Genomic DNA, 18,407 nt, shown 5'->3' on the forward strand with positions numbered 1-18,407 from the left:
GCAGACCTCCGCAACTCCGCCTCCCGCACCGCCGACGACGACCCCTGCCCGCCGACCCCCGACACACGCACATACAACGCCTCACGACGACCACCACCGGCCAGCACGTCCAACACCTCAGCAGAGAACCGGCGTTCCTTGCCCACCCACACCACCGGGACCCTGCCCTCGTTCGCCCACAACCGCAGCGTGCCCGGATGCACACCCACCCGACGCGCGGCCACCGACAACCGAAGAAGCTCCATGCCCGACAACCTACGGACCCCGCACCACCAGCCCGCCAGAATCAGCAGAAAACGCATTCAATCGGAGGAAACCTGGCCCGAAACCCTGCCGATCAACCACACATCTGATAAATAGCGATACTCGGCCTGTTTAAGCGAAAGCCCCAACAGTTGAAGACCCTGGCTCGCCGCGCCCGATGCCATCGCCTTCGGCGGCTACGGCGTCGTGATGTCCCGCGAAGTCGCCCCCGACGAACTGGTCGCGCGGCCGATCCACACCGTCCGGCCGGAGTGCCGTGCGCACTTCATCGGCGAGCTCAGCCACACCCAGGTGCACGACGTCCTGGAAGGCTTCTAGCTCTGATCTTGGCCAGTGATCCGCCCGGCGCCGTCATGGAGCGGATCTACGAGTCCATGGCCGGCATCGCCCGGGACCCGGACCACCCGGGCTTCCGGCACTTCCTGCTGCGCCCGCACCTCGACCCACCTGCCGCATCAAGCATGTCACCGGCTCGCACCTGTCGCCGTACGGCAGATCTTTGGCAAATGGACGGTAGGACTCCCCGGCCCTTAGGCCGGGGAGCGGAAGTCAAGAGGTGACGTTCCCGCTCGGCCGTCCGCCCACCAGCACCACCTCCAGGGTGCGCGGACCGTGCACCCCCTCGACCCGGTCCAGCTCGATGTCGCTGGTCGCCGACGGACCGGAGATCCACGTCAGCGGACGGGCCGGGTCGAGGCGTTCGAGGGCCTGCGGGACGGAGGAGACCACCTGGTCGGGCACGCGGACGACGCAGATGTGGTGGTCGGGGACGAGGGTGATGCGCCGGCGCCCCTGGTCGGGCGAGCCGTCCAGCACGATCGTGCCGGTCTCGGCGACGGCGACGGCGCAGCCGGTGACCACGCTGTCGACCCGGTCCAGCTCCGGCGCGGTACTCGCCGCCTCGTCCGGGACCGGGCTCGCCTGCGCCTGCGCCAGCCAGCCCGGCGGCAGCCCCGGCGGCACCAGCACGCTCCGTGAGCCGCGCGCCGACAGCAGCCCGGCCAGCAGCGCGGGCAACTCGCCGTCCGCGCACCGGTGCACGATCGCCCGGTAGTCCGCGAGGTTCTCGGCGAGCAGCTCCACCGTCTGCGCGGTGGTCCGCTGCCCGTGCTCGCGCAGGTAGTCGCGTGCGACGGGCGCCTCGTCGGCCGGCGCGTCCGCGAGGGCGCGCCGCACCCGGCCCAGGATGCGCTCTCTGCTGCTCACTTCGCCTCGTCCCTTCCGCCGTGCGTGCGCTGCCACCAGTCCCGGAACGGCTCCGGGGGCACCGGCGGCAGATCGCGGCTGTCGCTCCACGCCCGTCCGGGGCCCGGCAGGGTGCGCGGATGGAGACGGCGGCTGCGCGACGCCAGCCGCTGTCCGGTGCGCAGCGCCCCCGGACGCGTGAACGCCCACCGCGCCGCCCGCATCGCCGCCCGTTCGGCGGCGTGCCCCTTCGCCGGCTTCAGCACGACCCGGTTGCCCTCCCGCACCGCGGGCCCGCCCTGCACCACCCTCTCCCGCAGGTGCACCAGCACCTCGGGGATGTCGATGGCGACCGGGCACACCTCGTAGCAGGCACCGCACAGCGAGGACGCGTACGGCAGGGAGGCGTCGATCTCGCTGCCCGTGCCCCGCAGTTGGGGGCTGAGGATGGCGCCGATCGGGCCCGGGTAGACCGAGCCGTAGGCGTGGCCGCCGGCCCGCTCGTACACCGGGCACACGTTCAGGCAGGCCGAGCAGCGGATGCAGCGCAGCGCCTGGCGGCCGACCTCGTCGGCGAGGGTGTCGGTGCGGCCGTTGTCCAGCAGGACCAGGTGGAAGGTGCGCGGGCCGTCCTCGTCGGTGGTGCCGGTCCACATGGACGTGTACGGGTTCATGCGCTCGGCCGTCGAGGAGCGGGGGAGGGTCTGGAGGAAGACCTCCAGGTCCCGCCAGGTCGGCACGGTCTTCTCGATGCCGACGACCGAGATCAGCGTCTCGGGCAGGGTCAGGCACATCCGTCCGTTGCCCTCGGACTCCACCACCACCAGCGTGCCGGTCTCGGCGACCATGAAGTTGGCGCCGGAGATGCCGACCTTGGCCCGCAGGAACTTCTCCCGCAGGTGCAGCCGCGCCGCCTCCGCGAGTTCGGCGGGGGTGTCCGTCAGGCCCTCGGGCGCCGGGCGGCCCCACTCGCTCATCTCGGAGCGGAAGATGTCCCGGATCTCGCCCCGGTTGCGATGGATCGCCGGCACCAGGATGTGCGAGGGCCGGTCCTTGCCCAACTGCACGATCAGCTCGGCCAGATCGGTCTCGTAGGCGTGGATGCCCCGGGCCTCCAGCGCCTCGTTGAGGCCGATCTCCTGCGTCGCCATCGACTTGACCTTGACGACCTCACGCTGCTCGGTGTCACTGCCGCCGGCCTCCTCGACCAGCCGGGCGACGATCTCGTTGGCCTCGTCGGCGTCGGCGGCCCAGTGCACGGTCCCCCCGGCCGCCGTGACCGCCTCCTCCACCTGCACCAGATACCGGTCGAGATGGCGCAGGGTGTGGTCCTTGATCCGCTTCCCGGCCTCGCGCAGCGCCGCCCAGTCGTCCAGTTCCGCGACCGCGCGGGCCCGCTTGTCGCGGATGGTGTGCGTGGCGTGGCGCAGATTGCCGCGCAGCGTCGGATTGCCCACGGCCTCCCGTGCCGCCTCGGGGAAGGCCGGCATCCCCAGATACGTCCCGCTCATACGGCCGCCGCCTCCTCCGTGCTCGCCAGGATCTCCGCGATGTGCACCGGGCGCATGCCCGTCCGCAACCGCGTCATCGTCCCGCCGATGTGCATCAGACAGGAGTTGTCCGCGGCGCACAGCACGTCGGCGCCCGTCGACTCGGCGTTGCGCACCTTGTCCGCGCCCATCGCCGCCGACACGTCGGAGTTCTTCACGGCGAAGGTGCCGCCGAATCCGCAGCACTCCTCCGCCCCCGGCAACTCCAGCAGCTCCAGGCCCTTCACCGCCTCCAGGAGCCGCCGGGGCCGGTCGCCCAGGCCCAGGCTCCGCAGCCCGTGGCAGGTCGGGTGGTAGGTCACCGTGTGCGGGTAGGACGCCCCGACGTCCGTCACCCCGAGCACGTCCACGAGGAACTCCGTCAGCTCGTACGTCTTCGGCACCACCGGCGCCAGCGTCGCCGCGAGCGTGTCCCCGCGCCCCTCCGCCCGCGCCCGCTCACCCATGCGCGGATACAGCTCCCGCACCATCGCGCCGCACGAACCCGACGGCGTCACGACCGCGTCGTACTCCGCGAAGACGTCGGCGAAGTGCCGGGCCAGCGGCTCGGCCTCGTGCCGGTAACCGGTGTTGTAGTGCGCCTGTCCGCAACAGGTCTGCGCCATCGGGAAGTCGACGTCGACACCGAGTCTGGTGAGCAGCTTCAGCACGGCACGGCCGGTGTCCGGATAGAGCGTGTCGTTGACGCAGGTCAGGAACAGAGCGACACGCATCGCGACTCCTCGTGTTCGATCATCGGATGAATGATGGATGCAGGTTAGTCCGCACGGCGGCGCCGGGGGAGACCCGGTTCACCGGTCGGCGAGTCGGGCCTCGGCCGCCCGCCGGCGTGCCGTGCCACCGCGCGGCTCGTAGCGGGTCAGCGACTGCGTGCGCACCAGCAGCCGGCGCATGTCGGCGAGATCGTCCACCAGCGAGTGGGCGCGCGCCTGCACGAGGACGTTGCCGAGCGTGGCGGCCTCCGTCGGCCCCGCCACCACCTGGAGACCGAGGACTTCGCCGCCGCCCGGGCCGGCATGGAGGCCGCCGAGGTGAACGCCCGGTGGCAGGCGGAGCCGGGTCCGCTCTTCGAGTCCCTGGACGGGAGGCGTCCCGACGAGGCGATGAAGCCCCTCACCGAGGTGTTCCACCTCGCCTGAAGGAGTTCTTCCCGGGGCGGCGCAGGTAGTGTGAAGGCCCTGCGGCCGCCCACCCGTACCCGGCCCGACCTCGGAGGTCCCTGCCCGATGGCCCATTCCGTGGGTATCAAGGACGTCGCCCGCGCCGCCGGAGTTTCCGTGGGCACGGTCTCCAACGTCATCAACCGACCCGACACCGTCGCGACCGAGACCCGCGCGCGGGTGCTGTCCGCGATCGACCGGCTCGGCTACGTCCGCAGCGAGTCCGCGCGCCAGCTGCGCGCGGGCCGCAGCCGGATCATGGGGCTGCTCGTCCTCGACATGGGCAACCCCTTCTTCGTCGACGTCGCGCGCGGCGCCGAGCGGGCCGCGCGGGACGCCGGGCTCGGCGTGATGGTCTGCAACAGCGCCCAGAACCCCGGCGAGGAGGCCGAGTACCTGTCGCTCTTCGCCGAGCAGCGGGTCCGGGGCGTCCTGCTCACCCCGGCCGACGCCACCGGCCGCAACATCGAGGGCTTCCGGCGCCACAACATCCCCTTCGTGCTCGTCGACCGGGTCGCCGAGGGCACCACCGAGTGCTCGGTCTCCGTCGACGACGTCGCCGGCGGCGCGCTGGCCGTGCGCCACCTGGTGGACGCCGGACACCGCTCCATCGCCTACGTCAGCGGCCCGCCGGGACTCAACCAGGTGCGCGACCGCCGTACCGGCGCCCTCGCCGCGCTCGCGGAGGCCGGGCTCGGTCCCGACGCGCTGCGCGAGCTGCCCACCGAACGCCTCGACGTCTCCGCCGGGCGCGACGCCGGCGCCCGCCTGCTCGGGCTCGCCGACCGGCCGACCGCCGTCTTCTGCGCCAACGACCTGCTCGCCCTGGGCGTCCTCCAGGCCCTGTACGCGGCCGGGGTGAGCGTCCCCGACGACCTCGCGATCGTCGGCTACGACGACATCGAGTTCGCCGCCGCGGCGGCCGTCCCGCTCACCTCCGTGCGCCAGCCCGCCGTCACCATGGGCGCGATGGCGGCCGAACTGCTCCTGGAGGAGACGGAGCTGGACGGCACCGACCGGACCCACCCGCACCGCAGGGTCGTGCTCCAGCCCGAACTGGTGGTACGGCGCTCCAGCCTCGCCGCCCGCTGACCGGCCGCCCGGCACGATTTCATGATCCCGGGGGTCGGCCGCCGCAAGACCGTGTGCTGAACTGGGACACGGCCGAGAAATCCGACCGTCAGATCCGTCCGTCCCGGGAGCCCCGTTGAGCGTCAGCTACCGCCAGCCTGGTGTCGTCCTCACCGACCGCCGTTTCACCGTGCCCCTCGACCACCGTGACCCCTCCGGGGAGACGATCGAGCTGTACGCGCGCGAGGCCGTCGCGAGCGACAAGGCGCACCAGGACCTGCCGTGGCTGGTCTACCTCCAGGGCGGTCCCGGCTTCGGGGCGAACCGTTTCATCGGCCGTCCCGCCTGGCTCGGACGGGCCCTGAAGGAGTTCCGCGTCCTGCTCCTCGACCAGCGCGGCACCGGCGCCTCCACGCCCGCCAACCGCCAGACCCTCCCGCTGCGCGGCGGCCCGGCCGAGCAGGCCGACTACCTCACCCACTTCCGCGCCGACGCCATCGTCCTCGACTGCGAGGCCATCCGCCCCCACGTCACCGGCGGCGCCCCCTGGACCGTCCTCGGCCAGAGCTTCGGCGGCTTCTGCACCGTCGCCTATCTGTCGCTCGCCCCCGAGGGCCTGAGCACCGCCCTGATCACCGGCGGCCTGCCCTCCCTGGACGCCCACGCCGACGACGTCTACCGGGCCGCCTTCCCCCGCATCGAACGCAAGGTCGCCGCGCACTACGCCCGCTACCCGCAGGACGTCGAACGCGCCCGCCGCGTCGCCGACCACCTGCTGACCCACGACGTGGTCCTGCCGGGCGGCTACCGGCTGACCGTCGAGGCCTTCCAGTCCCTCGGCATCCTGCTCGGCGGCAGCGAGGGCAGCCACCGCCTGCACTTCCTCCTGGAGGACGCCTTCGTCCGCACCCCGCGCGGACACGAACTCTCCGACGACTTCCAGGAACAGGCGCAGGGCCTGCTGTCGTACGCCGGCCACCCGCTGTACGCCCTCGTGCACGAGGCCATCTACGGCCAGGGCGCCCGCCCCACCGACTGGTCGGCCGAGCGGGTCCGCGCCGAGTTCCCCCGCTTCGACGCCGCCAAGGCACTCGCCGGCGACGAACCGCTGATGTTCACCGGCGAGTCGGTCCACCCCTGGATGTTCGACTGCGACCCGGCGCTGCGCCCGCTGCGCGAGACCGCCGGCCTGCTCGCCGCCCGCACCGACTGGACGCCCCTGTACGACCCCGCCCGCCTCGCCGCCAACGAGGTTCCAACCGCCGCGGCCGTCTACCACGACGACATGTACGTCGACACCGCCCACGCCCTGACCACCGCGCGCGGGATCCGCGGACTGCGCACCTGGGTGACCGACGAGTTCGAGCACGACGGCGTACGGGCCGGCGGCCCCCGCGTCCTGGACCGGCTGCTCGCGCTGGCCCGCGACGAGACCTGAACCGAGCCCGGCCGAATATCCGGGTGGGATGTCGGCGGCGCGGGTTAGTGTGCGGGCATGACGGAGCCGACGATCACGCAACTGGAGCCCATGCCCGGCGACTGGAGCCGCGCCCTCGCCGTCGTCGCCCACCCGGACGACCTGGAGTACGGCTGCTCGGCGGCGATCGCCGGCTGGACCGACGAGGGCCGCGAGGTCGCCTACCTGCTCGCCACCCGGGGCGAGGCGGGCATCGACGCCATGGCGCCCGCCGAGTGCGCCCCGCTGCGCGAACGGGAGCAGCGGGCGAGCGCCGCGGTCGTCGGGGTGAGCGAGGTGGAGTTCCTCGACCACCGGGACGGTGTCGTCGAGTACGGCGTCGCGCTGCGCCGCGACATCGCCGCCGCGATCCGCCGGTACCGGCCCGAGCTGGTCATCACCCTCAACCACCGGGACACCTGGGGCGGCGTCGCCTGGAACACCCCGGACCACGTCGCCGTCGGCCGCGCCACGCTGGACGCGGCGTCCGACGCGGGCAACCGGTGGATCTTCCCCGAGCTGACCGAGCAGGGCCTCGAACCCTGGGACGGCGTGCGCTGGGTCGCGGTCGCCGGGTCCGCCTCGCCCACGCACGCCGTGGACGCCACGCCGGGACTGGAGCGCGCGGTGCGCTCGCTGCTCGAACACCGGACGTACATCGAGGTGCTGACCAAGGAGGACCCGGAGACGTACGTGCGCGGCTTCCTCACCGGTTTCGCGGAGTCCGCGGGGGAGCGGTTCGGCGGAAAGCCGGCGGTGACCTTCGAAGTCTTCGGGCGGTAGCGGCATGGCGGGGGAGCGGGGGGAGCAGGGGCAGCGGCGTCTCGCCGAGCGGTTCGAGGAGCACCGGGGCCAGTTGAAGGCGGTCGCCTACCGCATGCTCGGTTCGGCGGCCGAGGCGGAGGACGCCGTGCAGGAGGCGTGGCTGCGCCTCGACCGCACCGGCGCGGACGGCATCGAGAACCTGGGCGCCTGGCTGACCACGGTGACCGGCCGGGTCTGCCTGGACCTGCTGCGCTCCCGGACCGCGCGCCGCGAGGAGCCGATGACGGAGGGCTTCGACACCTTCGTGCCGGACCCCGTGGTGCGCGCGCTGCCGCAGGCCGACCCGGAGCAGGAGGCCCTGCACACCGACTCGGTGGGCATCGCCCTGCTGGTGGTGCTGGAGACCCTGGAACCGGCCGAGCGGCTGGCGTTCGTGCTGCACGACATGTTCGCCGTGCCGTTCGACGACATCGCGCGGATCGTCGAGCGCAGCCCGGCCGCCACCCGGCAGCTGGCCAGCCGGGCCCGGCGCCGGGTGCGGGACGCCACCCCCGCCGCCGACCCCGACCTCGGCCGGCAGCGCCGGGCGGTCGAGGCGTTCCTGGCCGCGAGCCGCGCCGGGGACTTCGAGGCGCTGGTGTCCGTGCTCCACCCGGACGTGGTGCTGCGCGCCGACGCCGGTGCGCCGGCCAGGGGCCCGGCCGCGTCGAAGGTCGTCACCGGGGCCCGGACGGTCGCCACCGGGGCCTTCCACTTCCGCCACCTCGCGGGGGCGGCACGCGTCGTCCTGGTCAACGGCGCGGTGGGCACCGTCGCCGTCTCCGAGGGACGTCCGCGGTCGGTCACGTACGTCACCGTCGTCGACGGGCTCATCACCGGCCTGTACATCCTGTCCGACCCCGAGCGGCTGGCCCGCCTGGACCTGTCCGCGCTGGAGGCCTGACCGGGTCCGGGCGCCGTCGGCGCGGGGGCGTACCGACGGCCCGCATCCTCGGTGACATGCGAGAACACACGGTGGACCGGGCCGCGCTGCGCGCCGGCTGCGGGCACGCTTCGGTCTGTGCCGCGTGGCCCTGCCGTTCACCCGTTCGGCGGACTTCGCCATCGACAAGGACGCGGGGAAGCCCTGCCCGAACCTCGGGACGGGCCACCGCTGCGGCATCCACGCCGAGCTGCGGGACCGCGGCTTCACCGGCTGCACGGTCTACGACTGCTTCGGCGCCGGACAGCAGGTCTCGCAGGTCACCGGCGGACAGGACTGGCGCACCGGCCCGCCGGAGCTCGCCCGCCTCGTCTTCGACGTGTGCACGAGTTCCGACCTGATCGGCGCGGACCTGCGCGACGCCGACCTGACGGACGCGGACCTGACGGGAGCCTTCTTCCTGACCCAGCCGCAGCTCACCGCGGCCCGGGGCGGCGCCCGGACCAGGCTGCCGGACTCAGTCACCCGTCCGATGCACTGGACAGGGGGCCGCTGAGACGGCGTCCCCGCCGTCCCCTTCCTCCTCGGCGTCCCCCGTGCGGGCGCCGCCCTCCGGCGCCGGGCCCGGTCCGCCGGACCCGGTCCGCCGCTCCAGCCGCAGCCGCAGCCCCTCCGGCATCAGCGTCAGCCGCTCGGTCACCCGCAGCCGGTAACCGGGCTCGGGCCGCAGCTCGTAGCGGCGCAGCAGCAGTCCCAGGACCAGCGTCGCCTCGTGCAGCGCGAACTGCCGCCCGATGCAGGCCCGCGCCCCCGTCCCGAACGGCTTGAAGGTGTGCGGGGCACGCGACCGTACGGCCTTCGCGTCGAAGCGGTCCGGGTCGAACCGTTCGGCGTCCGGGCCCCACACGTCCGGGTCGCGGTGCAGCATCCCGGTGAGCACCAGCGCCCAGGCCCCGCGCCGCATCGGGTACGCGCCGCCGAGCACCGTGTCCTCGCGTGCCTCCCGCGCGAAGGCGGGGGCGGTCGGCCACAGCCGCAGCGACTCGTCCAGCACCCGGCGCGTGTAGCGCAGCCTGGCCACCTGCTCGTAGCCGGGCGCCTCGGTGTCGTCCCAGACACGGTCCACCTCGTCCCGGACCCGGGCGGCGACCTCCGGGTGCTGGGCGAGGTAGTGCAGGGCGAAGGAGAGCGCGCCCGAGGTGGTCTCGTGCCCGGCGACCAGGAAGGTGATGACCTGCCGGCGGACGTTCTCCGGCGACAGCCGCTCACCGGTGACGGGATGGGTCGTCTCCAGCATCCGGTCGAGCAGGTCGCCCTCGCCGCCCGCCGCGGCCCGGCGTTCGCGGACCAGGTCGTCAACGGTGCGGTTGAGGTGGGCGATGTCGGCGGCGTTGCGGCGGCTCGCGTCGCGCAGCAGCCAGGGGGCGAGCGGTGCGGGCACCGTGTTGAGGCGCTGCGCGTAGGTGAGCGTGCCCACCATCGCGGAGACGAAGGGGTGCGGGCGGGAGCGCTCGAAGGACCCGAAGTCGTGCCCGAACCCGGTGCGCGCGATGGTCTCCAGCGTCAGCTTGGTCATGTCCCCCGGCACGTCCACCGCCCGTCCCGCGGCACGGGCCCGGTCCCAGTGGTCGGTGAGCCGCGCGGCCACGTCCAGCATCATCACGTGGTACCCGGCCATGGCCTCGCGGCTGAAGCCGGGCGCCAGCACCTCGTGCGCGAGCTGCCAGTTGGGCTCGTGGTTGTACGCCGTGAACAGGCCGTCCCCGGCCACCGGCCGCAGGTTGGCCACGCCGAGCCCCACGTGCTTGGCGAAGCGCGTCTCGTCCGCCAGGTCGGCGGCGAGCGCGGCGCCCCACACGAACACGAACTCCTTGCCGAAGGCCCGCCGCCGGAAGATCGGCCCCAGCTGCCGCGCGTACCGCAGCGAGTCCTGCATCGGCGTGTGCCGGCTCGCCCCGATCACGTCCCCCAGCAGCGGGACGCGGTACGGCGGGCGGGGTATGCGGCGCAGTTCGGGCCAGCCCAGCTCGGCGCTGCGGAAGCCCTTGGGCAGGCCGTCCCGGGCCGTCTCGTTCGTCGTCCGGGCCATGCGCGATCTCCCTTGACGCGGTGGTGTGTTACTCATGCGGGGCAAGCGTGTTGTACATGGATTCAATAGCGGGTACCAGTCTCGTCCCGTTGTTGAACCGGCGTCAAGTAAGGTGCGGGCATGGCCGCGAAACAGGGCGAGCGCACACGCCGCCGGCTCAGCACCGGTGAGCGCCGGGAGCAGTTGCTGTCGGTGGGGGCGCGGCTGTTCTCGGAGAGCCCCTACGGCGAGGTCTGGATCGAGCAGGTCGCCGAGATCGCCGGGGTCTCCCGGGGGCTTCTGTACCACTACTTCCCGAACAAGCGGGATTTCTTCGCGGCGGTCGTCGAGCGCGAGAGCGAGCGCATGCTGCGGATGACGGCGGCCGTGCCGGGGGTCCCGGTCCGCGAGCAGCTCACCGCGGGGCTCGACGCGTACCTGGAGTACGTCCGCGCCCACGCGCACGGCTACCGCGCCTTCCACCGCGCCGACGCGACCGGCGACCAGGCGGTGCGCCGGGTCTACCGGCAGGCGCTCGCCGCGCAGGAGCGGCAGATCCTCGCGGCCCTGGCCGCCGACCCGGAGTTCGGCCCGGCCTTCGAGGAGCGCGGCGACGTACGGCTGGCGGTGCGCGGCTGGCTGGCGTTCACCACCGCGGTCTGCCTGGAGTGGCTGCGGGACCCGGAGCCAGCCCGGGAGCAGGTGCGCGACCTGTGTGCGCGGGCGCTGCTCGGCGCCATCGCCCCCTGAGCGCCCGCGTTGCACTTCGGAACGCGCCCCCGGGCCGCTGAAATGCGCCGTCCGGCACGCTGAAAAGGTCTCGCAAAGATCACGCGTCCTGGTTGGCGCACGCCTCGAACTCCGATAAGTTAGGTGAGCCTTACCTAATGAGTTGATGACGGAGGTTGAGGATGGGTGACAGCCACGCCTGGACGGCCGCGCCTGCCGCGGCGGAGCGGGCGCGCTCCGTACTCGCCGCCGCCTGGTCCTGCGCGGTGACCGCGGAAGGCGGCCGCGAGGAGTTCGTCGGCGCGCACACGGTCGGCGCCGACGGCCAGGTGTTCCTGCACGTGCCCGAGGACAGCGCCCTGCTCGCGGCGGCCATCTGCGCGCCCCGCGGAGAGCCGTCCGCCGTGCTGGAGTTCGCCGACGTGGCGCCCGTCCCGGTGCGGGGCCGGATCAGGGCCCGGCTCTGGCTCGCCGGCTGGTTCGCCGTGGCGGACGGACACCTGGCGTTCCGGCCCACCCGTGTGGTGCTGCGGCGGCCGTCCGGTGCGGTGGTGGTCGACCTCGACGAGTTCGCCGCCGCCGAGCCCGACCCGCTGGCGCCGGCCGAGGCCCGGCTGCTGACCCACCTCGCCGACTGCCACGGCGACGCGGTGGAGCGGCTGACCCGGCTCGTGGAGGCCGACAGCCTGCACGGCGCGGTCCGGGTGCGGCCGCTCGCCGTCGACCGGCACGGGCTGACCCTGCGCATCGAGCGCGCCCGCGCCCACGCTGACGTACGCCTGCCCTTCCACGCGCCGGCCGACGACATCGGGCAGCTCACGGAGCGGGTGCACGTGCTGCTGTCGCAGGCGAGCGCCGCCTCCTGCCCCCGGGCCCTACAGCGGCAGCGCACAGACGGCGACGGGTGAGGCGAACGGCTCCCCGGCGGCACGCAGTTCACCACCGCCGGACACGCGGAACACGCTGACGGTGCCGGATCTCTGGTTCGCCGCGAAGAGCAGCCCGCCGTCCGGGGAGAAGGCGATCTGCCGCGGGAAGTCGCCGCCCACCGGCACCGTGCCGAGCAGCCGCAGCCGGGCGCCGTCCGCCTCCACCGCGTAGCGCGTGAGGCTGTTGTGCCCCCGGTTGGCGAGGAAGGCGTGCGAACCGTCGGCCGTCACCAGGATCTGCGCCGGGTGATTGGTGCCGGATCCCGTGCCCGTGGACTGCGCCTCGCCGATGGTCAGGCGGCCCGTCCCGGGGTCGTAGACGCAGACGGCGACCGTGTTGTCGACCTCGTTGGCGAGGTAGGCGTGGCGGCCGGCGGGATGGAAGGTGAGGTGGCGGGGCCCGGCGCCCGGCCGGGTCCGGGCTCGCGCGACCTCGGTGAGCGTGCCCGACGTCTCGTCCAGCCGGTAGGTGTACACGGTGTCCGTGCCGAGGTCCACGGCGAGGACATGGCCACCGTCCGGAGCGGTGACGATCTGGTGCGCGTGCGGCCCCTGCTGCCCGGGGCCGGGCGGGGGAGTGGAGTGGGTCACCAGGTCGGTGCGTTCCCCGAGCGCGCCCGAGGCGTCGATCGGGTGCACGGCGACGCTGCCCGAACCGTAGTCGGCGCTGAGCAGCCAGCGCCCGCCCGGATGCACGGACAGATGACAGGGCGCGGCGCCTCCGGTGCTCCGGCTGCCCAGGACCTCGCGGTCCGACAGCCGGACGGCGGTCACCGTCCCCTCCTCGCGCTCGCTCACCGCGTACAGGGTGCGCCCGTCGGGATGAGCCGCGAGATACGAGGGATCGTCCACGCCGGTGAGGACGCCACGGCCGGTGATCCGCCCGGTGCGGGGGTCGTACTCGGCGAGGCCGATGCCCTTGCCGCCGCCTTCGGCCGAGGTGTACGTGCCGATGTACAGCGGGCGCGGACCGGAGGAGTCGCGTTGCCTGCCCGAGGCGCCCTCGCTCGCACCCGGCGCCGTGGGTGTCGGGGAGGGCGCCGGTGACGACGGGTCCGGCGCGCCGCCGCACCCCGCCGCCGCGGGCAGCGCCGCGGCGGTGGCCGTCCCCGCGAGCAGACCGACGAACCGCCGCCTGCGCCAGCCGTCACCGCTCATGTACGCGCTCCTCCCGTCCCTGCCCGTGCGTCTCCTGCCGGGCCGCGTGTTCTCCTGCCGGTGCTCACGCGCCTCCTGTCGGCGCCGGGCCCTTCACCTGCGGGCCCCGTGCGCCCCGGCCCCAGCGCTCCTGCTGCCGGCCCCGCGCCTTCTCCTGTCGGCCCGTGCTCCCCGTACCGCCCCGCTCCTCCTACCAGTCCCCGTCCTCCACCGGCTTGCCCTGCGCGTCCTTCAGGGGCCGGACCTGCTGCTGCCCCGGCGCCTGCCACGGCTCGTGGTCGTCGCCGATCCAGTCACCGACCGGCTTGACGTCCCGCAGCGGCTCGGTGGGCGCGAGGTCGTGGGCGTCCTGGTCGTAGTAGTCGTACCAGGGCAGGCCCGCCTTGGTGTACGCGGACCGGTCCACCGGGGACGGCGGCGGCTCCTCGCCGGTGACGCGCCGCCACTCCGGCGGCGTCACCAGGTGCACGAAGACCCTGCCCGCCGGGCTGTCGGACCAGTGCCCCAGGGGCCGTTCGTCGCGGTACACCTCCTGGCGCATGGACCCTCCGACGCCCAGCCCCATCGCCGGCGCGGACCGGGACCGGGCCGCGCCGCCGTAGGCGGGGGCCGCGCCGGGGGCGGCCGGAGCCGGCATCGCCGCCCCGAAGGCCCCGCCGGGAGGGGCCGGCCTGCGCGCGAACTCGGCGCGGCGCCGCTCCGCCTCCCGCCACCGCTCCAGTTCCCGGTCGTTGAGGCGGAAGTCCTGCAACTGGACTCCGCCCCAGACCTCCTCGCCGGTGACCTGGCCCTCGACGGTCGCCCCCATGCCGAGCGGCACCGCCACGAACTGACGGACCGTGCCCGTCCCGGAGTTGATGCCGTCCAGCCAGGGCTGGCGCGGAAGGACCACGTAGTTCTGCGGGTCGCGGGACAGCCGGCCGCTCCAGGGCCTGCCCGAGACCGCGCACACCTTGCCCACCCCGACCTGGAGCGCGGTGGGCTCCCTCGTGCCCGCGAAACTCAGCCACATGGCCTCCCGCAGGTACACCGGCAGCATCACGCCGCCGCGGGCCCGCCAGGACTCGGGGACCGTGTCGGCGTAGTCGGCGACCCGCCGGACCGGGAACTCGCCGAGCCCCGGCGGCAGCGGGTGGGTGCCCTGCTCGGGCAGCCGCAGGGTGCGGATGAACCGCACCACGGCACCGCCCGGCAGCAGCAGCCGGTTCCCGTCGATCCGCACGCTGGTGTCGGTCATCCGTACGCCCCCTCGTCGTCGTCCGCTCTTCCTCAAGGGGAACGTCGCGCGGCGCCGCTGCGGTTCCGCTTCCGCAGCACCGCCCGTCCCCGGTCCCGCAGCCGGGACAGCCGCGGCATGCGTTCGCGCAGCTCGCGCGTGTGCCGGTCCAGCTCCTCCAGGAGCCGTCGCGAGCGGTGCTCGGTGTCCATCTCGTCGATGATCCGGTCGACCTCGGCCAGCACCGCGCCCCGCAGCTGCCACTGCCGGGAATCGCGCCTGACCTCCTCCAGGAGCAGGTCGGCCAGCCTGTCCCGGGTGGCCGCCGCCTGGCGCAGCTCGCTGGAGAGGCGTTCCTCCGCGGACTCGGCGTTCTCGCTGGCACTGGTGGTGACCAGCACCGCGAAGCTCACCACGGCGTCGGCGATCTCGGACAGCAACTGCTGGATGGTGGCGCCCGTCTCCGGTGGGAACAGGGGCTCCGGCTCACGTTCCTTCGCGAGGTCGGTGAAGCTGCGCGCGAGGACCCGCATGACCACCGTGCAGATCTCCAGGGTGTCCAGACCCGTGCGCAGCACCACCCGGTGCAGCAACCCCTCCCGCACCCGGGGGTTGAACCGCAGACTGTCCTCGGCCTGGCGCAGGTCCTCGTCCACCTCCCCGATGTCGTGGTCCAGCCGGCGCGCCTCGTGCAGCCGGGCCGCCGCCTCGTGGAACGGCGTGCTGTCGGCAGCCTCCTCGCCCATACGCAGCATCAGCTGACGCACCCGCCGGGCCAGTTCCTCGATGGACTCGCCCGCCTGCTCCACCCACACCGGCGGGGCGAGGACCAGGTTGAAGGACAGTCCGACGATCGCCCCGATCAGCGTCTCCACCACCCGGGCCCACGCCAGGCTGCCGTGCGAGGTCACACCGAGCACCAGCATCGCGCTGATGGCCACCTCGGCGACGAACTCGTGCGCCCGCACCAGGTGCCCGACGCCCAGCGCCGCCACGATCAGCAGGGCCAGGCTCCACCAGCTCAGCCCGACCAACTGGCTGAAGGCGATGGCGACCAGCACACCGGACACCACGGCGTTCACCCTGCGGATGCCCATCTTGAGCGTGGCGTACAGGGTGACCTGGACGACCAGGAGCGCGGTCAGGGGCGCGGTGAGCGGTGCCGCCGACTTGTCCGGGCTCAGCCGCACCGCGATGGCATAGGCGATCGAGGCCGCCGCGGCCGAGCGCAGGGCCTGCACGACCCTGGGGTCCCTGAGCCACTTCACCCGCCGCAGAGCCGACTTCGCGGCCTCACGTACATCCCGCATCCTCGGGCTGTTCCCTTCCCCGGGCGCCTCGAACGTGTTCCGGACAGGACGGTAACCGGACAAAGGGGGTGGGAGCGGTTCCTACGCGCCGTACGTCGGCCTGCGTCGGGGTACGTCCGCGCTCGTCAGGCGGTCACCTTGGCGAGGAAGGCGGACAGGTTGCCCAGGGTCCGGTCGACCTGCTCCTCCAGGGTGAGGCTCTCCTCGAAACGGGCGCCGCTCTGCGACACCTTCCTGCCCCGCAGGTACAGCGAGCAGGCGAGGTCGGTGCACATGTACAGGCCGACCGAGTTGCCCTCGCGGCCGGCCGCGCCGGCCCTGCGCGCCGTCATCAGCGACACGCCTCCCCGGGGATGGGTGGTCAGACACAGCGCGCACAGGCTGCGCTGGAAGTAACCGGCCCGGGCCTGCTGGAACCGCAGCGACAAGGCGGTCAGCCGTCCGTCCAGGTCCGCGACCAGATAGCTGCGGTCGGGTGCCCCGGGATCCCGCCAGCCCAGGAAGTCGAGGTCCTCCCAGGGGCGTTCGCCGAGATCGCGCGGGAGGGGCAGACGCTTGGCCTCTCCCTTGGAGCAGTTGATGAAAGAGGTGCGGATGTCCTGCTCGACGAGTGCTCTCATGGGGAGCCTCCCCCTTGGGTGTCGAATGAGTGCCGAAATTCGGGAAACCTGGAATCTCTGGGTTTTCGCCGAGCGTAGATAGGGGGAGCGTCGGAGGCCAACGCATTTCGGCGAGCGGGAGTTCATAGCATGAATTAAGGGCAAAGGGAAGTCGCGGGCTGTCGCGCGGCAGAGGTATCTTGCAGACCGGGCACGGTACGGGAGGAGCCACATGGCGGGGCGGAACGGGCGCACGGTGCGCGACCTGAGAAGGGCCAACCGTACGGCCGTACTCCAGCGGCTCTACTTCGACGGACCGCTCAGCCGCTTCGAACTGGGCCCGGCGACCGGACTCAGCTCCGGCTCCGTCAGCAACGTCGTCGCCGACCTGGTCGCCGACGGCCTGGTGGAGGAGGCCGGCAGCGTCGACTCCGACGGCGGCCGGCCCCGCACCCTGCTGCGCGTGGCACCCGCCAGCGGCCATATGATCGGCGTGGACGTCGGCGAGACCCGGGTGCGCGTCGAACTGTTCGACCTGACGCTCACCGAACTCGCCCGCGCCGAACGCCCGCTGACGCAGCAGGGCTACGACGTCGAGGTCATCGTCGGCCACATCCGCGACGGCATCGCCGAGGTGCTGGCCGCGGCCGGTCTCCCACCCGAGCGGCTGCTCGGCGCCGGGATCGGTGTCCCCGGCATCGTCGAGCACACCCCGGACCGGGGCGCCGTGGTGCACGGCCAGACCATCGGCTGGGACGCCGTCCCGCTGGAGGCACTGCTGCGCGCCGGGTCCCCGCTGCCCGACACCGTGCCCTACTTCATCGACAACGGCGCCAAGACCCTCGGCCAGGCCGAGATGTGGTTCGGCGCCGGACGCGGCGCCCGCAACGCCGTCGTCGTCCTCTTCGGGTCCGGCGTCGGCGCCAGCCTCGTCACGCCCGAGGTCGAGCAGGGCCGGGCGGTCGAATGGGGGCACCTGACGGTCCGGGTCAGGGGACGCCGCTGCCGCTGCGGCGCGCTCGGCTGCCTGGAGGCCTACGCGGGCGCCGAGTCGCTGCTGGCCCGCTGGCGCGAGGAGGGCGGACGGGTGCCCGGGGGCACCGACGAGGAGACCGCCCTGACCACCATGCTCGCCGCCGCCTATCCGCCGGCGGGCGAGGCGGCCGACCCGGTCGCGCTCGCCGTCCTGGAGGAGACCGCCGAGTACCTGGGCGCCGGCCTGTCCGACCTGATCAACCTCTTCCAGCCCGAGCGCATCCTCATCGGCGGCTGGGCCGGCCTCCAGCTCGGCACCCGCTTCCTGCCCGCCGTCCGCCGCCACGCGGTGTCGTACGCACTGCGTCACCCGGCCCAGAAGGTGACGGTCGACCTGGGGCGGCTCGGCCCGGACGCGGTCACCGTGGGCGCCGCGATCCTGCCCCTGGCGGACTTCTTCGCGCGCGGCGGCCGACGCCCCGATCCGGCACCCGATTACCCGGTCCCCGCCTGGCGTACGGCGTTGGAGGAGCGGGCGCCGCACTGAGGTTTCGCCCGGTGGCGCGGGGTACCCGGTGCGGTCGGACGTCCATGAGCACCACGGGAAGGAGCGCGCAGTGACCGACCACCGCCAGGAGGGGCCGGGGGAGAACGGCGCCCCCGTTCCCCGGGACCTGCCGGACCAGCAGGCCGGCGTCGGCGACGACCCGTGGGAGGCCGCCTCGCCCACGCGTGAGCAGCGCCGGCACCTCCAGAGCGACCGGGCGGACCGGGACGAGGACGCCGAGGCCGACGGCGAGGAGAACGGTACGGCCGAACCCGCCGACGACGTCCCCGACACGGACGAGGCCGGAACGGGCCGGCAGGGCGCGCCGCACTCGGGTGCCGTGCACCCCGAGCACCCGGTGCCCGACGAGCCCTCCGGCTGACGCGAGCGCACACGCCGGAGCACGGTACGGAACAGGGTGAGGGGGCGGGCAGCGCGCCCGCCCCCTCACCCGTGCCCCCGGCGTCCGGCCAGCCGTGGGGGCGGGGGGGGGGGGGGTGGGG

At 73.6% G+C, this 18,407-nt stretch carries 17 protein-coding genes and 5 pseudogenes; 12 read left to right on the forward strand and 10 right to left on the reverse strand.

The features are described 5' to 3' along the window. Nucleotides 1-302 (reverse strand): annotated as a pseudogene (locus tag ACFWR9_RS39890) (hypothetical protein); the annotation flags it as partial. Nucleotides 303-453: 151 nt separating this feature from the next. Here ACFWR9_RS39890 and ACFWR9_RS39895 point away from each other — a divergent pair. Then, a complete protein-coding gene (locus tag ACFWR9_RS39895) occupies nucleotides 454-582 on the forward strand; it encodes a hypothetical protein (protein ID WP_383851759.1) in 129 nt (42 codons plus the stop codon). Between the two features lie 26 nt (nucleotides 583-608). Next, nucleotides 609-757, forward strand: a pseudogene (locus ACFWR9_RS39900) (alpha-L-rhamnosidase C-terminal domain-containing protein); the annotation flags it as partial. Nucleotides 758-813: 56 nt separating this feature from the next. Here ACFWR9_RS39900 and ACFWR9_RS39905 read toward each other — a convergent pair. The 4 genes and pseudogenes from ACFWR9_RS39905 to ACFWR9_RS39920 form a co-directional block, all read right to left on the reverse strand. Further along, the gene (locus tag ACFWR9_RS39905; RefSeq protein WP_383851761.1) at nucleotides 814-1,470 is read right to left on the reverse strand and encodes a lactate utilization protein C; all 657 of its coding nucleotides are present in this window, start codon (nucleotides 1,468-1,470) and stop codon (nucleotides 814-816) included. Continuing rightward, nucleotides 1,467-2,960: a lactate utilization protein B gene (locus tag ACFWR9_RS39910; RefSeq protein ID WP_383851762.1), complete on the reverse strand. Its 1,494-nt coding sequence runs from the start codon at nucleotides 2,958-2,960 to the stop codon at nucleotides 1,467-1,469. The genes ACFWR9_RS39905 and ACFWR9_RS39910 overlap by 4 nt, the downstream gene beginning before the upstream one ends. Then, nucleotides 2,957-3,712 carry a (Fe-S)-binding protein gene (locus tag ACFWR9_RS39915; protein ID WP_383851765.1) on the reverse strand — a complete coding sequence of 252 codons (756 nt, stop codon included), beginning with the start codon at nucleotides 3,710-3,712 and terminating at the stop codon, nucleotides 2,957-2,959. The genes ACFWR9_RS39910 and ACFWR9_RS39915 overlap by 4 nt, the downstream gene beginning before the upstream one ends. A gap of 78 nt (nucleotides 3,713-3,790) precedes the next feature. Then, nucleotides 3,791-3,997: pseudogene (locus ACFWR9_RS39920) on the reverse strand (rhamnulokinase); the annotation flags it as partial. Here ACFWR9_RS39920 and ACFWR9_RS39925 point away from each other — a divergent pair. The 6 genes and pseudogenes from ACFWR9_RS39925 to ACFWR9_RS39950 all read left to right on the forward strand — a co-directional run. Continuing rightward, nucleotides 3,977-4,138 (forward strand): annotated as a pseudogene (locus ACFWR9_RS39925) (L-rhamnose mutarotase); the annotation flags it as partial. The pseudogenes ACFWR9_RS39920 and ACFWR9_RS39925 sit on opposite strands and share 21 nt — an antisense overlap. 87 nt (nucleotides 4,139-4,225) lie before the next feature. Beyond that, nucleotides 4,226-5,251: a LacI family DNA-binding transcriptional regulator gene (locus ACFWR9_RS39930; protein WP_361359508.1), complete on the forward strand. Its 1,026-nt coding sequence runs from the start codon at nucleotides 4,226-4,228 to the stop codon at nucleotides 5,249-5,251. Between the two features lie 115 nt (nucleotides 5,252-5,366). After that, a complete protein-coding gene (locus ACFWR9_RS39935; RefSeq protein ID WP_383851768.1) occupies nucleotides 5,367-6,668 on the forward strand; it encodes an alpha/beta fold hydrolase in 1,302 nt (433 codons plus the stop codon). A 57-nt stretch (nucleotides 6,669-6,725) separates the two neighbouring features. Further along, nucleotides 6,726-7,469, forward strand: a complete 744-nt coding sequence (locus ACFWR9_RS39940) for a PIG-L deacetylase family protein (protein ID WP_383851770.1) — start codon at nucleotides 6,726-6,728, stop codon at nucleotides 7,467-7,469. A 4-nt stretch (nucleotides 7,470-7,473) separates the two neighbouring features. Beyond that, the gene (sigJ, locus tag ACFWR9_RS39945) at nucleotides 7,474-8,394 is read left to right on the forward strand and encodes an RNA polymerase sigma factor SigJ (protein WP_383851772.1); all 921 of its coding nucleotides are present in this window, start codon (nucleotides 7,474-7,476) and stop codon (nucleotides 8,392-8,394) included. A 56-nt stretch (nucleotides 8,395-8,450) separates the two neighbouring features. Further along, nucleotides 8,451-8,929 (forward strand): annotated as a pseudogene (locus ACFWR9_RS39950) (pentapeptide repeat-containing protein). Here the strand turns inward: ACFWR9_RS39950 and ACFWR9_RS39955 are convergent. Next, entirely contained in the window at nucleotides 8,891-10,462 is a 1,572-nt protein-coding gene (locus tag ACFWR9_RS39955; protein ID WP_383851774.1) for a cytochrome P450, read from the reverse strand. The pseudogene ACFWR9_RS39950 and the gene ACFWR9_RS39955 overlap by 39 nt on opposite strands. Nucleotides 10,463-10,582: 120 nt before the next feature. On the opposite strand from ACFWR9_RS39955, the gene ACFWR9_RS39960 reads away from it, so the two are divergent. Together ACFWR9_RS39960 and ACFWR9_RS39965 are read left to right on the forward strand one after the other, a co-directional pair. Then, nucleotides 10,583-11,191, forward strand: a complete 609-nt coding sequence (locus ACFWR9_RS39960) for a TetR/AcrR family transcriptional regulator (RefSeq protein ID WP_383851777.1) — start codon at nucleotides 10,583-10,585, stop codon at nucleotides 11,189-11,191. A 161-nt stretch (nucleotides 11,192-11,352) separates the two neighbouring features. Then, entirely contained in the window at nucleotides 11,353-12,078 is a 726-nt protein-coding gene (locus ACFWR9_RS39965) for a DUF2470 domain-containing protein (RefSeq protein WP_383851781.1), read from the forward strand. On the opposite strand, the gene ACFWR9_RS39970 is transcribed toward ACFWR9_RS39965, so the two are convergent. The 4 genes from ACFWR9_RS39970 to ACFWR9_RS39985 all read right to left on the reverse strand — a co-directional run bounded on the left by ACFWR9_RS39970 (nucleotide 12,046) and on the right by ACFWR9_RS39985 (nucleotide 16,403). Continuing rightward, entirely contained in the window at nucleotides 12,046-13,257 is a 1,212-nt protein-coding gene (locus tag ACFWR9_RS39970) for a lactonase family protein (protein WP_383851783.1), read from the reverse strand. The two genes, ACFWR9_RS39965 and ACFWR9_RS39970, sit on opposite strands and share 33 nt — an antisense overlap. 190 nt (nucleotides 13,258-13,447) lie before the next feature. Continuing rightward, nucleotides 13,448-14,494 carry a hypothetical protein gene (locus tag ACFWR9_RS39975; RefSeq protein WP_383851785.1) on the reverse strand — a complete coding sequence of 349 codons (1,047 nt, stop codon included), beginning with the start codon at nucleotides 14,492-14,494 and terminating at the stop codon, nucleotides 13,448-13,450. A gap of 32 nt (nucleotides 14,495-14,526) precedes the next feature. Continuing rightward, complete coding sequence (locus tag ACFWR9_RS39980) at nucleotides 14,527-15,783, reverse strand: aromatic acid exporter family protein (RefSeq protein WP_383851788.1); 1,257 nt, start codon at nucleotides 15,781-15,783, stop codon at nucleotides 14,527-14,529. A gap of 125 nt (nucleotides 15,784-15,908) precedes the next feature. Continuing rightward, nucleotides 15,909-16,403, reverse strand: a complete 495-nt coding sequence (locus ACFWR9_RS39985) for an FBP domain-containing protein (protein ID WP_383851791.1) — start codon at nucleotides 16,401-16,403, stop codon at nucleotides 15,909-15,911. A gap of 211 nt (nucleotides 16,404-16,614) precedes the next feature. On the opposite strand from ACFWR9_RS39985, the gene ACFWR9_RS39990 reads away from it, so the two are divergent. Continuing rightward, a complete protein-coding gene (locus tag ACFWR9_RS39990) occupies nucleotides 16,615-17,904 on the forward strand; it encodes an ROK family protein (protein WP_383851793.1) in 1,290 nt (429 codons plus the stop codon). A 70-nt stretch (nucleotides 17,905-17,974) separates the two neighbouring features. After that, the gene (locus ACFWR9_RS39995) at nucleotides 17,975-18,286 is read left to right on the forward strand and encodes a hypothetical protein (RefSeq protein WP_383851795.1); all 312 of its coding nucleotides are present in this window, start codon (nucleotides 17,975-17,977) and stop codon (nucleotides 18,284-18,286) included. Nucleotides 18,287-18,407: the final 121 nt, after the last annotated feature.

Origin of the sequence: Streptomyces sp. NPDC058534 (assembly GCF_042717365.1) — a bacterium.
Taxonomy (GTDB): Bacteria; Actinomycetota; Actinomycetes; order Streptomycetales; family Streptomycetaceae; genus Streptomyces.

Bases quoted from the DNA above. Each gene is read 5' to 3' on its own strand.
- ACFWR9_RS39895 (WP_383851759.1), top strand. From the start codon at position 454: ATGTCCCGCGAAGTCGCCCCCGACGAACTGGTCGCGCGGCCGATCCAC.
- ACFWR9_RS39910 (WP_383851762.1), bottom strand. From the start codon at position 2,960: ATGAGCGGGACGTATCTGGGGATGCCGGCCTTCCCCGAGGCGGCACGG.
- ACFWR9_RS39915 (WP_383851765.1), bottom strand. From the start codon at position 3,712: ATGCGTGTCGCTCTGTTCCTGACCTGCGTCAACGACACGCTCTATCCG.
- ACFWR9_RS39930 (WP_361359508.1), top strand. From the start codon at position 4,226: ATGGCCCATTCCGTGGGTATCAAGGACGTCGCCCGCGCCGCCGGAGTT.
- ACFWR9_RS39940 (WP_383851770.1), top strand. From the start codon at position 6,726: ATGACGGAGCCGACGATCACGCAACTGGAGCCCATGCCCGGCGACTGG.
- sigJ (WP_383851772.1), top strand. From the start codon at position 7,474: ATGGCGGGGGAGCGGGGGGAGCAGGGGCAGCGGCGTCTCGCCGAGCGG.
- ACFWR9_RS39955 (WP_383851774.1), bottom strand. From the start codon at position 10,462: ATGGCCCGGACGACGAACGAGACGGCCCGGGACGGCCTGCCCAAGGGC.
- ACFWR9_RS39960 (WP_383851777.1), top strand. From the start codon at position 10,583: ATGGCCGCGAAACAGGGCGAGCGCACACGCCGCCGGCTCAGCACCGGT.
- ACFWR9_RS39965 (WP_383851781.1), top strand. From the start codon at position 11,353: ATGGGTGACAGCCACGCCTGGACGGCCGCGCCTGCCGCGGCGGAGCGG.
- ACFWR9_RS39970 (WP_383851783.1), bottom strand. From the start codon at position 13,257: ATGAGCGGTGACGGCTGGCGCAGGCGGCGGTTCGTCGGTCTGCTCGCG.
- ACFWR9_RS39975 (WP_383851785.1), bottom strand. From the start codon at position 14,494: ATGACCGACACCAGCGTGCGGATCGACGGGAACCGGCTGCTGCTGCCG.
- ACFWR9_RS39980 (WP_383851788.1), bottom strand. From the start codon at position 15,783: ATGCGGGATGTACGTGAGGCCGCGAAGTCGGCTCTGCGGCGGGTGAAG.
- ACFWR9_RS39985 (WP_383851791.1), bottom strand. From the start codon at position 16,403: ATGAGAGCACTCGTCGAGCAGGACATCCGCACCTCTTTCATCAACTGC.
- ACFWR9_RS39990 (WP_383851793.1), top strand. From the start codon at position 16,615: ATGGCGGGGCGGAACGGGCGCACGGTGCGCGACCTGAGAAGGGCCAAC.